Below are 12,749 nucleotides of genomic sequence, written 5' to 3' on the forward strand. Positions count from 1 at the left end.
GGTGAAGATGGCGTTCTCCTTCTGGCTGTCTTGGTCGGGAGGGACGGGCCCCGGGGCGGCGGATGCTTGGCGGTATCGGGCCGCCCCGGGGGTCGTCAGGTGCCGTTCAGCGCCGCTGGTCGCGCATGAGGGAGCGCAGGACCACGGCGGCGATGGCCACGGAGATGGCCGAGACGGCGACGGCGGTCAGGAGCGCGGTGAGGACCACGCCGCCCACGACGACGGCCGCGACCGCTCCGCTGCTGACGGACACCGGGGGTATCGCTCGTCGCACGGGCGCCGGGTCGGCCGGGGTGTGGGTGTGCGCGGAAGGCGGAGTGGGGTTGTCGGGGTACTTGGGCAGGAACACGGCAGGCCCTTCTTATCTACTCGTCTAGATGTGCGCGCCGTTTATGACGTCCACGCTGGAGCGCGTGCCGGACTCGATGGCGGGGGCCATGAAGGTGTGCGAGAGCCAGAAGCCGAAGAGGGCGACCAGGACGACGATCCAGGTGCGGACGCCGAGGAACTTGACGGCTCCCCAGGTGAAGAAGCCGAGGACGACGACGAGGGGCAGGCTGACGGTCACGGGGTACGGAGTCCTTTCAGCGGACGGGGCAGCGGTGGGTGCGGGCGGCCAGCTCGGCGGCGGCGCGGCTGTCGTAGTCGGCGGAGAAGCCGCAGCGCGGGGCGGTGCAGGCGGCGGTGTGCTTCTCACGGCCACGGCCGTTGTAGGACGTGCCGACCTGGACGGGGCCGATGCGGACGACGTTGCGGAAGCGGCGGTTGGCGGTCATGGTCAGTCCTCCCGTCGCAGGCTCGGGCCGGGGAAGTCGCTCAGGATGCGGGCGGCTTGCGAGGTGTCCGAGGTTCGGTCGGCGGCTTCTTCGGCGAGGAGCCGGGCGAGTGACGTACGGCCGGTGACGGCCATCTGTCGGGCCGCTTCGAGGTAGTCAGCGGCGGTGGTCAAGCGAGACACGGTTCAACTCCCTGTCGGGGTGAGGTGGCTGGCGATGGCTTCGGCCATGGGTGCGGGGACGCCGAGGCGAGCACGCAGGGTTGGGGTGTCGATGGGTGTTCCGGTGCGGGTGTGGTGCTCGGCGGCGACCTTGCGGGCGTGTTCGACGAGGGCGGCCGGAACGGGCATGGCAGGACGCTCAGGCGGTGCTTCGATGGCGACCGGTTGTGCGGAGGGCTCCTCTCGGGAGGGTTCGGCGTCGTCCGCCTGGTCGTGGTCCTCGATGTCCTTGCCGTGCTCGGCGCCGGTGTTGGCCGTCGTCGGCGTGGAGTGGGCGAGGAGCGTTCCGCCGAGGAAGGCGACCGCGGGCCATCCGGCGACGAGGATGCGCAGCCAGGCGGGTACGTCGCCCAGGTCGAGCAGGCCGGCGGTGGCCACGTTGGCGCCGAGGGAGGCGGCGAGGGCGATGACGAACCAGCACCACCCGGCCGCTTTCGCCTCACCGGAGCGCAGTCGACGCCAGGCGGCGACAAGCAGCAGGTCAACGCTGATCGGGTAGGCCCACGCTTTCCACCCGTCCTGTCCGGCCGCCATAGCGATGTCGTGCAGGTGGGCGAAGGACAGCGCGGCGGCGATGACGGCCTGGACGAGCACCGCGTCAACGCGGGCCAGTTGGACGCGCACGATGCGGCTCCTTCCGGGTTCGGGCATGGCAGGAGTAGGGAGTTGGCGCGAGACGGTCACGCCGACCGGAGTCAGGGAGGAACGAGGGTCACTCGGTCACGGGGCGCGGCTCGACGACCGGAGCCGGGGTCTCGACCGGCCGTACGGGCACGTGGGGCCGGAAGGGCTTGAGCGCGGGCAGGTCGGGCGCCAGGTGCGCGGAGTCGCGGCAGATCTCGGCGGCGTCGCCGAGGGAGAGGTACGGCGTGCGGATGCGGGACCAGCCGCCGGAGGTGTCGCCCGCGACAGCGAGACCGGGCCGTTCGGGGGCGATGGCGCAGGCGGCCAAGACCGCTTCGGGGGCGATGTCGCCGAGTGCCATCTTGGCGGAGGCTTCGTCGTTGACGCGGTGGCAGACCCGGCCGGTCAGCTGGGCTCGGAGCATGGTGGCGCCCTTGCCGAGCTCGGCGCCGAAGCGCTGCCCGCAGACCTCCAGGTAGATTCCGGCAGCCCTGCCGAGCTGGGCGAGCCGGATGAGCTGGGTGACCATCTCGTCCCGCCGCTCTTCCTCCTTCCTCGTGGCGACGAGGAAGAGTTCGGCCACCTCGTCGACGAACAGCACGACCGGCACGGGCCGTTCGCTCTCGGGCAGGCCCCAGATGTCGGAGGTGATCTCCTCGTCCGGGGTGTCCGGGGCGATGCCCTGCCGGGCCTTGATCAGGTCGTATCGGTCCTCCATTTCCTTCACGAGCACGGGCAGTAGCTCGGCCGCCTGCTCCGGATCGGTCGCCAGCGCCGACAGCCGCGATGCGAACGGCGCGAGCTCCACGCCGCGCTTGCAGTCGATGCCGACCAGGGCGACGGGATGCCGGGCGAGTCCGGCGATCAGGTGGCGCAGGTACATGGACTTGCCGGACAGCGTTGCGCCGAGGGTGAGTTGGTGCGGGATGGTGCGGTAGTCGCGTATGAAGGGTGTGGCGTCTTCCCGCAGAGCCACCGGCACCTTGAGGAATCCGGCGCCGGTCTTGCGTGGCATCCGCACGCGCCGCAGCACATCGAAGCCGACCAGCCGCAGCTCCACCACACCGGGCTTGACGGTCGAGACGTACACAGCGTGAACGCCCCAGGCGTGCCGCAGCCGTTCCGCCGAGGCGGCGACATCGGCAGGTTCCTGCCCCGGAGCAAGCCGCAGACGGAGCCGGAGCCCGGTCGAGGTGGGCCGGATGATGCCCCGACGCGGGGGAACGGGCCGGACCTCCCGCCGGGTGGTGGCCTTGACCGCCAGGACCCGAAGCCGGGACGGCGCCACGGTCAGGCCGCAGGCCTCCATGACCGAGGCGTACGAGCTGAGCAGCCGGAGGGTGGATATCGGCCCGCCGACCGCCGACCAGTACACGGCCGGATGCCGGGCCCGGGTGTAGGCGGCCCCGCCGCCGAGCGCGGCGACAGGACCACCCACCTCCAGAAGCGTCACGAGATCGGTCATCAGGCCGTGGCCCCCATGGCGGCCGGGAAGGCGGCCGGGGTGACGGCGGCGGCGCGGTAGGCGATGCCGTGGCGCTGCTGCCCGTTGAACACGCTCTCCCACGGCCGGGCAACCAGCCCCGGCAGCGAGATCGGAGCACCGAGGGCGAGCCCCTCGGACACACCGCTCTCCGGGACGGTGACCTTGATCAGCGACGACTCCCCTTCCTCGATGTAGACGACGCCGATCGTCATCAGCGCCTCACCGCTGACGGCGTCCTTGGCGATCTCGCCGGTCTGCCGGTCGCGGACCTTGGGTTCGGGAGCCTCGGTCAGCAGGATCGTTGCGGCGGAGGTCTCCACACGGATGGTGCGCAAGATTTCTTCCCATCTACTCGTCTATACAAGATGCAGCGTTCGAACCCGATCTCCGGGAACGACGACCACCTTGCCACAGCACTTGCCCACTCGTCTATACGAGTATGCCTGTTGGGGTGTACGAGTTCGGGAAGACGCCCCCGCGCACCACCGCCGATCACCCGATCACGTCGCCGGGAGCTGATACGACAGGACGTAGGCGTCCGCCGCCATCACCGTGTCGCAGACCTCCACAGCCCGCCCCTCCGCGTCGAACGCGGTCCGGATCAGGTGGATCACGGGCACACCGGAGGCCAGCCGGAGCGTCTTCACCTCAGCCGGCGAGGGCATCCGGGCCCGGATCTCCTCCTCGAAGTGGTCGAGGCGGTGCCCCAGTTCCTCAAGCCGGGCGTAGATGCCGCCGGGCCCAGGGTTGGGTTCGGCGATGGCAGTGCCCCGGGCGATGTCGAGCGGCAGGTACGAGGTGGCGAACTCCACCGGCCGTCCATCCAGCAGATACCGCCGACGCCGGGCGAGGACACGCCGCACGGACCCGAGGCGCGCGGAGACGTCCTGACTGGCCTTCTCCTCCTTGACCTCCAGGCTGTCGACCTGCGGATGACTGCCCGCAGCATCCGCCTCGACAATGAACGCGGACTTGCCCTGCTCTCTGTGCCGCCGGGCGAACCGGTCGGAGGCGAGCCGCCGCACAGGCGGCCGGGGCCGGACGAAGACGCCCTTGCCGTGCTCGGCGTGCACGAGCCCTTCGCCCTGGAGGACGGAGAAGGAGTTGCGGACCGTCATCCGGGATACCCCGTAGTGGTCAACAAGCTCAGCCTCCGAGGGCAGTTTTTCACCCTCCTTGAACCGCCCGCGATCGATGGCCTCGCGCAGCTGGTCGGCGATCTGCCGAAAGACCGCACGATCACTCGTGGGGTCGAGATCACCGAGGACGCCAGAAGGAAGAGAGGGCACGTGTACTCCTTTAGATATCTAGACGAGTGGGTGTTTGTTGTTGCTACGGTGGAGAGCCTAGCCAGCCGAGAGGGCCGAGGAACGTGAGCACCGACCGTCCGCACTCCGTGAGCGTCGCCGGAGTCATCGTCGACGACCAGAACCGCGCCCTCTTGATCAAGCGCCGCGACAACGGTCACTGGGAACCCCCGGGCGGAGTCCTCGAACGCGAGGAAAGCATCCCCGAGGCCCTCCAGCGCGAGGTTCTCGAAGAGACCGGCATCAAGATCACGCTTCCCGCGACCCTGACCGGCGTCTACAAGAACATGAAGGGCCTGATCGTCTCCCTGGTCTTTCGCTGCCAGGCCGCGGACGGCACCCCCACCACCGGCGACGAGACCCGCGCACTGCGCTGGGCCACCCGCGAAGAAGTCATCGAACTCGCCGACGAGGCATACGCGATCCGCGTCCTGGACGCACTCGACGCGGCATCCCCGCCGGCCATCCGCGCCCACGACGGCGTGAAACTCGTCTAGCCCGAACCCGCTGCACATGGCGGCCCACCAGTACGAAGGAACTTGTATGCACGAGTATACGAGCACCGCCCGGGTCTGGGGACTCACTTGCCCAGGATTCCCCGAAGAGGTCAGCCGAGCCCGCCGCTGGACACGCGACATCCTGCACGGCTCCCCACTGGCCGAGGACGCCGAACTGATCGTGAGCGAGCTGAGCGCGAACGCGATCCTCCACACGGCCAGCGGCCTGGAGTCCGGCAGCTTCCACCTGGCTGTTGCCGTCTCACCGCAGGTGGTCGCACTGTCGGTCACGGACGACGGAGGCACCGGCACGGCCCCGAAGGCCAAGCACCAGAACGAGGACGCCGAACACGGCCGAGGCCTGGGCATGGTCAGCCTGATCGCCCACCGGGTCGTCATCCACGACAGCCACAGCGGCTACACGGTCACCGCGGAACTCTTCGCGGACACCCGCCCGGGAGACCACCCGTGCTGATGGACACGCCACGCTGCGGCTACTGGTGCGAGTGCTGGACCGAAGACCTCACCGACGAGACCGCGAGTCCGGCACTCCTGGGGTCCTTCGACGCGTACTCGGCTCTACAGGCCGACAGGTGGGTTGCGGTCGCCCTCCGCACCATCTCACCAGCATTCGACCCGGAAGCGTCCGACGAGGCGTGGGCATGGCTCTACGAGGGACGCACCGAGACACGAAGGGCCCTCATGCGCGCGGAGCACTGCACAGTGACAGTCACACACGCCACCACCCGGATCACCTGGACGATCCGCCCAGCACTCTTCCTGCCCCTCGCACACCGCCATGGCGCCGAACTCCCAGCCTGCGCACACACCTTCAAGCCCCTGCGGACCCAGCAGACCGTGCAGACCGACTGAGTTACAACCTTCTTTACGGGTTCAAGGCCCGCGCACGGCGCGGGCGCGCGCCGCCTCTGCGGCGCGGCCTGCCTCCTGTCTGCGCCCCGGCTGGCCGCGCCCGGCGGCGCGCTCGGCGGCTGCGGGCATGAAGTGGGGAGACACCCTCTGTGGCTGGGACGGTCGGCTCCGCGGCTTTAGGCAGCCACTTTGGGGCGAGCCTCTAAGATCATGGCCCCAACGTCGTGCTTTAACGGGCAGGTCCACAGACTGCCCGACGCGCCGGAAGCTTACGGGGCCATGATCACTCGCCCCAAAGCAGCTCCAGCCCAAAGCCGCTCCGCCGACCTTCGAGCATCCTGCTGGCTGCCTTCGCGTACCTCAATTGTTCCTCAGGGTTGCGTGGTTCAGCGGTTGGGCCCTTGCTTGTCGAGGCATGCTGCGAGGCATGAGGGCATGGGTGAAACCTGTGAGTATCGGTCTTGCGGCTGCTGTGATTGTGTTGGGATATGGGCTCCTTCTTTGGAAGGGGCCTTGGTGGTTCGACAGCAGTCATCTGCGGCAGAAGAATCTCCAACCAGCAGACGGAGTAGTCATCACGGGTTTTCGTACGACGCTCGTAGCGCTGGGAGCGGGGGTGATCGCTGGACTCGGGCTTTACTACACGCATCGCAGTCATAAGCACACAGAAAGACTCTTCGAGCAGTCGGAGAAACTTTTCGAGCACACGCGAGAGAAGGATCGAGAACAGGCGCAGCTCACTCGTGAGGGTCAAGTAACTGACAGGTATGTAGAGGCGATCAAGCTCCTGTCTTCGGACAATATGACGGTGAGAATCGGCGGCATTTTCTCGCTCGAACGCATCGCTAAGGACTCGAACGACGATAGATCCACGGTGGTGGAGCTGCTAACAGCCCATATTCGTGAGAACACCAGAGATGATCCGCGTTCCCCTAGGGATAGTCATGTGACCGCAGACGTTCAGGCCGCCATCACTGTGCTGGGGAGGCGATCAGTCGCCTTGAGTGACGCCAGGTTGGACTTCTATCACTGCGGTCTGACTGATGCTCATCTCCGTGGAGACTTCCGTGACTCTATGTTCTACTACAGCAACTTGACCGGTGCTGGGTTCTCAGGTGCACAGCTCGACGGTGCGGGACTTTCTTTCTGTACGGCGGAAAGAGCAGCTTTCACGCGCTGCACTGCTCGTGGAGCCAACTTTGTGAATGCTGTTTATCGAAAATCCTGGTTCCTTGCGGCCGATCTAGCCAATTGTGACTTCTATGGCTGTGACCTGAGTGAATCTGATTTCGGGCGAAGGTATGCAGAAGATGGGAACCCCCCAATGCCCCCCGCAATCCTGACCAATGCAAGGTTCACCCGTGCGAAACTCAGCGGAACTAACCTTCGCGGCGTCGACTTGAGTACAGTCCGCGGGCTGGAGCAAGATCAACTCGCTGAGGCAATCACCGATGAAAATACTGTTCTCCCGTTGCGCTGGGGTGGAGGGGAAGATGAGTACTGAAACACCGGATGAAGCACCTCTCGCTGTTGAGATCGCGGGTGCGCGGTAAATAGAACTGTTTGAGTCGTGATCGCGACTCCCGGGCCACCTGGGCCGTCCCTGGGCCGTGCGCGGCCGACCAACGCTGACAGTCGGCACCCGCGGGTGACCACCCCCACCCCGCTCCGGCCTGGGCTCCCGGCGTTGATCTGCCACACTGGGTGGGTTATGCCTGCACCCGGAGAACTGAGCTGACGTGCGCTGATCCCGCGCACTGAGAGCCGCACCAGGTGAGTGTCTAACTGCGTGACAACGCCCACGAACAGCGGCGGACGAGAGCGAACGTCTGCGGACCATCAGCGCAGGTGAGAGGAACACCACCCCAAGGCAGAGCCCCCGCCCAAGTTGCTTCGGGACGAAGAGGTCCAACCGTCTACGTCCGCACAGACATGCGAGACTTCTGGGCTGGGAACAAGGCCGCCAGTCCACTGGGGGATTGACCATGTCGACATCGTTTGCGGGCTTCCTTCTGCCAGTGGTGCTCCTGGTGGGGGCACTCTGGCTCGCGTGTGCTGTGCTCGGCCTGCATGGCTTGCTCCTCGGGCGTATGCCGGGCCGATGGCTGCAGCGCCATGTTCGACAGCCGAGACTCTGGGGAGCGGGTGCGCTGCTCGTTGCATGCGGCGGGTTTGGGAGTCCCTCGTTGATCGTGGTCGGAATCGGCCTTGTTGCCCTGGGACATGTCATGAAGCCAACCTCGTGATCACCTGAAGCGGATTGGCTCGTGCCAGACCCGTGCCAGTTCCTGCGGGGAACCACGGGGAAACACCGGGGAACCAGTCGACCGCCCATCAGGCGCCGACACCGCTCCGCCGCAGGTCAGCGCAGTAACCGCCGCCAGAAGACCCAAGCTTCCCAAGCTGAAGTCTCATCGCCGTCGGGGGCCCGTCAGTCCAGCCAGACGAGCATCGCGTCGTCCGCCCTGGCAGCAGCCTCGAAGAACTGTGTGAGGCCGTCGTACCAGGGACGCCCCCATTCCAGTGAGCCGGGCTCACTCCATCCGAGGGGATAGACCTCGGCGCTGGTCAGTTCGGCAGGATCCACGCCACTGAAGAGCTGGTCATAGCTGGTAGCCCGCAGAGCTTCCGCCGCGAGCCGGACCCGCTCAGGCCGCAGGTACCTCGGAGGCCCGTAGCCCCAGTCCTCGTCCTCGGCGAACGGCTCCTCACCGTGGATCACGTTCACGGGGAACTCTGCGCGCGCCAGCAGGAAGCGGAGCATGTCCCAGGTCTTGTAGGTACTGAAGTGGCGCGCCTCGGTCGGCGCAGGCTCCGTCTGCTCCTCGGCGTCCTGGACCTCTTCGACGAAGTTCAGAGCCCAGTCGGGATCTTGGATCGCTCGATCAAGCTCAGCAGCCGTGACACGCAGGTACTCACCGATCATGCTCATGGTCGGAGACTAGGCGTGGCCACTGACAACGACCGCCGGACGGGCCGTCTCAGTTTCCGTCTCATTCAGCCCGGTTCACCAGCGTTCAGCCGAGACCGGCAGCCGATCCCAGCCTGGTGACGAGCCCCCAATGAACGCAGGTGAACGCCCCTGCACACAGCCCTCCACCCCACCACCACAGTTGGAAAGCGTGTTGGGGGCAACCCCTCACGAGTTCGAATCTCGTATCCTCCGCAGCCGCCTGAACAGGCGAAACGAGAACCCTGGACCGCTTTAGCGGCCGGGGTCCTCGGCATGCCTTGGTCTCAGTTTTGGCCTCATTCACTTCTGGCATATGCGACATACTGCACGGCGTGCCGACGTACCTCCGGCCGCGACGGTCGCGGCACCGCCACTCGGCTGACTCACGCTCCGCGCCGGAGCAGGGGTGGCCTCGCCTCTTTCTTGGTGCCACTGCACCCCGAAGAACGAAGGCAGGACTGCAGGCCGTGACCAAGATCAGCGTCGGGATGGCGCTCGACTCGTACGCGCGGCCGGATCAGCCCGCTCCACCGCCCAGCCAGCGGCGTTGGCGGCTCGGACGACCTCGTCACGAACGTCGTTACTTTCGGCAGCCAGAGCCGGCCCGTACAACGCACCGAACACCATGGCTGACCTTACCGCCGCGACGTCGACGCAGAGCCTCCTCGATACTCTCGCGGCCGACTTCCGCAGGTAGGGGAGGACGAAGTACAGCGCGAGCAACTGGCTGCGCTGAGCCAGTTCGGGACGTCGCTGCGGGCATCCCGTCCCACACCCCGCCACAATGCATCGCGCAGAGCAACGTCAGCGGCATCGCGTGCCGCCGCTTCTTCGCCTCCGAGAGCGTGAGGTGCTCACCCGCCGAACATCTCTCCCCGGACGCATGTGGACATGGCCTCCTGGGTCTGACTGACCGCAGCGCCCTCTGGTAGGGGCGGGTGTACCGAGAGTATGGTCTCTTGTATGGCCACCAAGAAAGTGACAGTGACGATCCCCGAGGAGCTCCTGGACGAGATCCGCTCCGAGGCGGCTGAACGGGGGCTTTCGGCGTATGTCGCCGAAGCACTGCGATTCAAGCGCGACCGGGACCGGCTGCTGGAGCTGGTCGACTGGCTGCAGGAGGAACACGGCCCCGTCAGCGAGGACGAGCGCGCGGCCGCGGCCGAGGAACTGGAGGATCTCGACGCCGAACACGAGCGCCGCCGCACCGCCGGAGAGCAAAAGTCCGGAGAGGCCGCGTGAAGAAGCGGTCCGGTGAGTACGGGCAGCGGCCACTGCGCGTCTTCGTACTCGACTGCGAGGCCCTGTCCCTCGCTGTGCGTGGCGACCGGAAGATGATCGCCTGGCTCGACCTCGCGGCCCGGGGCGAAGCCGAGGTGGTCACGTCCCCTATGACGCTGGTCGAGGCGTACGACGGCAGAACCACCGAGCAGCGCTGGGACTGGGTGCTCTCGCGGCTGAAGGTCGCCGACATCGGCAAGGACGAGGCACGCCAGGCCCGTCGGCTCCTGGCCGACGCAAAGCTCCACGGCCACAAGTACGCGATCGACGCGGTGCTCGCCGTCGTCGCCCGACAGCAGAAGGGGCAGGTCACCGTCTTCACCTCGGACGTGGACGACCTGGAGAAGCTGGTCCCGAACACGATCGTCGTCAGGAAGGTCTGACACGACGCTCTGGTCTGAGTTCTGGGCTCAGTTCTGGTCTCGTTCACGCCCATTCAGCGCCGCCCGGGACACCCACCGGCACTGGCGTGTCGGGGGCGGGGCCGTCCTCGCACCCGTCAGCGGGTGGCGAGGAGCTTGAGCGTGTCGATCACGCGGTTCGAGAAGCCCCACTCGTTGTCGTACCAGGCGACCACCTTGACGTGGCGGCCGTCGACGCGGGTGAGGGCCGAGTCGAAGATCGACGAGGCCGGATTGCCCACGATGTCGGACGACACGAGCGGGTCGTCCGAGTACTCGAGGATGCCGGCGAGCGTGCCCTCGGCCGCGGCGCGGTACGCCGCCAGCACGTCGTCGCGCGTCACGTCGCGGGCGACGGTCGTGTTGAGTTCGACGATCGAGCCGACCGGGACGGGGACCCGGATCGAGTCGCCGGACAGCTTGCCGTCCAGGTTCGGCAGGACCAGGCCGATCGCCTTGGCGGCGCCCGTCGTGGTCGGCACGATGTTGACGGCGGCGGCGCGGGCGCGGCGGGCGTCGCGGTGCGGACCGTCCTGCAGGTTCTGCTCCTGCGTGTAGGCGTGCACCGTCGTCATGAAGCCGTGCTCGATGCCCGCGAGCTCGTCGAGCACCGCGGCCAGCGGCGCGAGCGCGTTGGTCGTGCACGAGGCGTTCGAGACGATCGTGTGCACGTCCGGGTCGTACGCGTCGGTGTTGACCCCGAACGCGAGCGTGACGTCGGCGCCGTCCGACGGCGCGCTGACGAGTACCTTCTTCGCGCCGGCGTCGAGGTGGGCGCGGGCGGCCTTCGCCGAGGTGAAGCGGCCGGTGGCTTCCAGGACGATGTCGACGCCGAGTTCGGCCCACGGCAGCTGCGCCGGCTCGCGCTCCGCGAGCACCGTGATGCGACGGCCGTCGACGACAAGGGTGTTCCCGTCGACGGTCACCGGGCGACCGAGCCGGCCGGCCGTCGTGTCATAGGCGAGCAGCCGGGCGAGGGTGGCGGGCTCCGTGAGGTCGTTGACGGCGACGATGTCGAGGTCGCTGTCGCTGTCGCGTTCGAGCAGTGCGCGCAGCACATTGCGTCCGATGCGGCCGAATCCGTTGATCGCGATGCGCGTCATGAGTGGTGGTGTCCCTTCGGTCTCTCCGGTTCGCCACCAGCGTCGCGGCAGGCAACCGCCCGGGACAGCGGCGTGATCGCCACGGTTCAAAAGGATCGCGCCACGGATCCCTCTATGGGGCGGCGGGCTACTCGCCCTGGGCGAAAGTGCGCCGGTACTCACTCGGCGTGGTGCCGAGGATGCGCTGGAAGTGCAGCCGCAGATTCGCACCGGTGCCCAGACCGACGTCGGCTGCGATCTGCTCCACGCTTCGCTGCGAACGTTCGAGCAGCTCACGGGCCACGTCGATGCGCGCGCGCATGACCCACTGCATGGGCGTGTACCCCGTGTCCTCGACGAAGCGCCGCGACAACGTACGCGGCGAGACCCCCGCATGCCGCGCGAGCACCTCCAGGGTGAGGGGCTCGCCGAGCCGGTGCAGCGCCCACTCGCGGGTGGCGGCGAACCGCTCGCCGAGCGGCTCGGGCACGCTGCGCGGCACATACTGCGCCTGACCGCCGCTGCGATAGGGGGCCGCGACCAGGCGCCGGGCCGCGTGGTTCGACGCGGCCATCCCGAGGTCGCCGCGCAGAATGTGCAGGCACAGGTCGATGCCCGAGGCGGCGCCCGCCGACGTCAGCACGCTGCCCTCGTCGACGAACAGAACGTCCTCGTCGATCTGGACGAGCGGATGCTTCGCCGCAAGCGCCCGTGAGTAATGCCAGTGCGTCGTGGCGCGTCTGCCGTCGAGCAGGCCCGTGGCGGCGAGCGCGAAGGCCCCCGTCGAGATGGCGGCGAGCCGCGTGCCCCGGGCGTGGGCTGCGATCAGCGCGTCGACGACTGCCTGCGGCGGATCGTCGCGGTCCGGGAACCGGTAGCCGGGGATGAAGACGATGTCGGCCCACGCGAGCGCGTCAAGACCGTGGGCAACGTAGTACGACAGGCCGTCGCCGCCGGTCACGAGACCAGGTTCCGACCCGCACACGCGCACCTCGTACGGCATGCTCGCGCGGGTCGTGAACACCTGCGCGGGAATGCCGACATCGAGCGGCTTCGCACCCACGAGCACAAGGACGGCGACGCGATGCAGGCGGGGGGACGGCACGGGGACAGGGTACGAGGGAGTGCGGGGCTGGACCTTTCGTCCCCACCGCCGACGCGGCCGGCACGGCACGGCACGGCACCCGGAGGAGCACGGATACGCAGTGCTGCACCTGAACGCGAGGACGGCGAGGACGGCGAGGACGA

General features: G+C 67.7%; 17 protein-coding genes. 6 read left to right on the forward strand and 11 right to left on the reverse strand.

Annotated elements, in window-relative coordinates; all coding sequences use genetic code 11:
- Positions 1–106: 106 nt before the first annotated feature.
- The 8 genes from FNH04_RS14455 to FNH04_RS14485 all read right to left on the reverse strand — a co-directional run bounded on the left by FNH04_RS14455 (position 107) and on the right by FNH04_RS14485 (position 4,396).
- The gene (locus FNH04_RS14455; RefSeq protein WP_322723057.1) at positions 107–349 is read right to left on the reverse strand and encodes a SpdD protein; all 243 of its coding nucleotides are present in this window, start codon (positions 347–349) and stop codon (positions 107–109) included.
- Between the two features lie 24 nt (positions 350–373).
- Positions 374–568: a hypothetical protein gene (locus tag FNH04_RS14460; protein WP_322723058.1), complete on the reverse strand. Its 195-nt coding sequence runs from the start codon at positions 566–568 to the stop codon at positions 374–376.
- 16 nt (positions 569–584) lie between these two features.
- Complete coding sequence (locus FNH04_RS14465) at positions 585–776, reverse strand: mobile element transfer protein (protein ID WP_152784166.1); 192 nt, start codon at positions 774–776, stop codon at positions 585–587.
- Between the two features lie 2 nt (positions 777–778).
- Entirely contained in the window at positions 779–949 is a 171-nt protein-coding gene (locus tag FNH04_RS46530; protein WP_194236682.1) for a hypothetical protein, read from the reverse strand.
- A gap of 12 nt (positions 950–961) precedes the next feature.
- Positions 962–1,621 (reverse strand): DUF2637 domain-containing protein, encoded by a 660-nt coding sequence (locus FNH04_RS14470; protein ID WP_322723059.1) that lies wholly within the window; start codon positions 1,619–1,621, stop codon positions 962–964.
- Between the two features lie 88 nt (positions 1,622–1,709).
- Positions 1,710–3,086, reverse strand: coding sequence for an FtsK/SpoIIIE domain-containing protein (locus FNH04_RS14475; protein ID WP_152784170.1), 1,377 nt, complete (start codon positions 3,084–3,086; stop codon positions 1,710–1,712).
- Entirely contained in the window at positions 3,086–3,442 is a 357-nt protein-coding gene (locus FNH04_RS14480) for an SCO3933 family regulatory protein (protein WP_152784172.1), read from the reverse strand. Before FNH04_RS14480 ends, FNH04_RS14475 begins: the two co-directional genes overlap by 1 nt.
- A 165-nt stretch (positions 3,443–3,607) precedes the next feature.
- Entirely contained in the window at positions 3,608–4,396 is a 789-nt protein-coding gene (locus tag FNH04_RS14485) for a GntR family transcriptional regulator (RefSeq protein WP_322723060.1), read from the reverse strand.
- A 107-nt stretch (positions 4,397–4,503) separates the two neighbouring features.
- Between FNH04_RS14485 and FNH04_RS14490 the strand changes: the two genes are divergently transcribed.
- The 4 genes from FNH04_RS14490 to FNH04_RS14505 all read left to right on the forward strand — a co-directional run bounded on the left by FNH04_RS14490 (position 4,504) and on the right by FNH04_RS14505 (position 7,288).
- The gene (locus FNH04_RS14490; RefSeq protein WP_322723066.1) at positions 4,504–4,911 is read left to right on the forward strand and encodes an NUDIX hydrolase; all 408 of its coding nucleotides are present in this window, start codon (positions 4,504–4,506) and stop codon (positions 4,909–4,911) included.
- Between the two features lie 46 nt (positions 4,912–4,957).
- Positions 4,958–5,386 (forward strand): ATP-binding protein, encoded by a 429-nt coding sequence (locus FNH04_RS14495; RefSeq protein WP_152784174.1) that lies wholly within the window; start codon positions 4,958–4,960, stop codon positions 5,384–5,386.
- Positions 5,386–5,784, forward strand: a complete 399-nt coding sequence (locus FNH04_RS14500; protein WP_152784177.1) for a hypothetical protein — start codon at positions 5,386–5,388, stop codon at positions 5,782–5,784. Before FNH04_RS14495 ends, FNH04_RS14500 begins: the two co-directional genes overlap by 1 nt.
- A 448-nt stretch (positions 5,785–6,232) precedes the next feature.
- Positions 6,233–7,288, forward strand: coding sequence for a pentapeptide repeat-containing protein (locus FNH04_RS14505; protein ID WP_322723061.1), 1,056 nt, complete (start codon positions 6,233–6,235; stop codon positions 7,286–7,288).
- A gap of 927 nt (positions 7,289–8,215) precedes the next feature.
- Here the strand turns inward: FNH04_RS14505 and FNH04_RS14510 are convergent.
- The gene (locus tag FNH04_RS14510; RefSeq protein WP_194236679.1) at positions 8,216–8,716 is read right to left on the reverse strand and encodes a YfbM family protein; all 501 of its coding nucleotides are present in this window, start codon (positions 8,714–8,716) and stop codon (positions 8,216–8,218) included.
- Between the two features lie 984 nt (positions 8,717–9,700).
- Between FNH04_RS14510 and FNH04_RS14520 the strand changes: the two genes are divergently transcribed.
- Entirely contained in the window at positions 9,701–9,979 is a 279-nt protein-coding gene (locus FNH04_RS14520) for a ribbon-helix-helix domain-containing protein (RefSeq protein WP_152784183.1), read from the forward strand.
- A complete protein-coding gene (locus FNH04_RS14525; protein ID WP_322723062.1) occupies positions 9,976–10,401 on the forward strand; it encodes a PIN domain-containing protein in 426 nt (141 codons plus the stop codon). The genes FNH04_RS14520 and FNH04_RS14525 overlap by 4 nt, the downstream gene beginning before the upstream one ends.
- A gap of 116 nt (positions 10,402–10,517) precedes the next feature.
- Here the strand turns inward: FNH04_RS14525 and gap are convergent, their stop codons facing one another.
- Together gap and FNH04_RS14535 are read right to left on the reverse strand one after the other, a co-directional pair.
- Positions 10,518–11,522 carry a type I glyceraldehyde-3-phosphate dehydrogenase gene (gene gap, locus FNH04_RS14530; protein ID WP_152784185.1) on the reverse strand — a complete coding sequence of 335 codons (1,005 nt, stop codon included), beginning with the start codon at positions 11,520–11,522 and terminating at the stop codon, positions 10,518–10,520.
- A gap of 127 nt (positions 11,523–11,649) precedes the next feature.
- Positions 11,650–12,606 carry a GlxA family transcriptional regulator gene (locus FNH04_RS14535; protein ID WP_322723063.1) on the reverse strand — a complete coding sequence of 319 codons (957 nt, stop codon included), beginning with the start codon at positions 12,604–12,606 and terminating at the stop codon, positions 11,650–11,652.
- Between the last annotated feature and the right edge of the window lie 143 nt (positions 12,607–12,749).

This window comes from Streptomyces phyllanthi (genome assembly GCF_009377205.1).
Classification (GTDB): Bacteria; Actinomycetota; Actinomycetes; order Streptomycetales; family Streptomycetaceae; genus Streptomyces; species Streptomyces phyllanthi.

Bases quoted from the DNA above. Each gene is read 5' to 3' on its own strand.
- FNH04_RS14475 (WP_152784170.1), bottom strand. From the start codon at position 3,086: ATGACCGATCTCGTGACGCTTCTGGAGGTGGGTGGTCCTGTCGCCGCG.
- FNH04_RS14465 (WP_152784166.1), bottom strand. From the start codon at position 776: ATGACCGCCAACCGCCGCTTCCGCAACGTCGTCCGCATCGGCCCCGTC.
- FNH04_RS14520 (WP_152784183.1), top strand. From the start codon at position 9,701: ATGGCCACCAAGAAAGTGACAGTGACGATCCCCGAGGAGCTCCTGGAC.
- gap (WP_152784185.1), bottom strand. From the start codon at position 11,522: ATGACGCGCATCGCGATCAACGGATTCGGCCGCATCGGACGCAATGTG.
- FNH04_RS14500 (WP_152784177.1), top strand. From the start codon at position 5,386: ATGGACACGCCACGCTGCGGCTACTGGTGCGAGTGCTGGACCGAAGAC.
- FNH04_RS14510 (WP_194236679.1), bottom strand. From the start codon at position 8,716: ATGAGCATGATCGGTGAGTACCTGCGTGTCACGGCTGCTGAGCTTGAT.
- FNH04_RS14495 (WP_152784174.1), top strand. From the start codon at position 4,958: ATGCACGAGTATACGAGCACCGCCCGGGTCTGGGGACTCACTTGCCCA.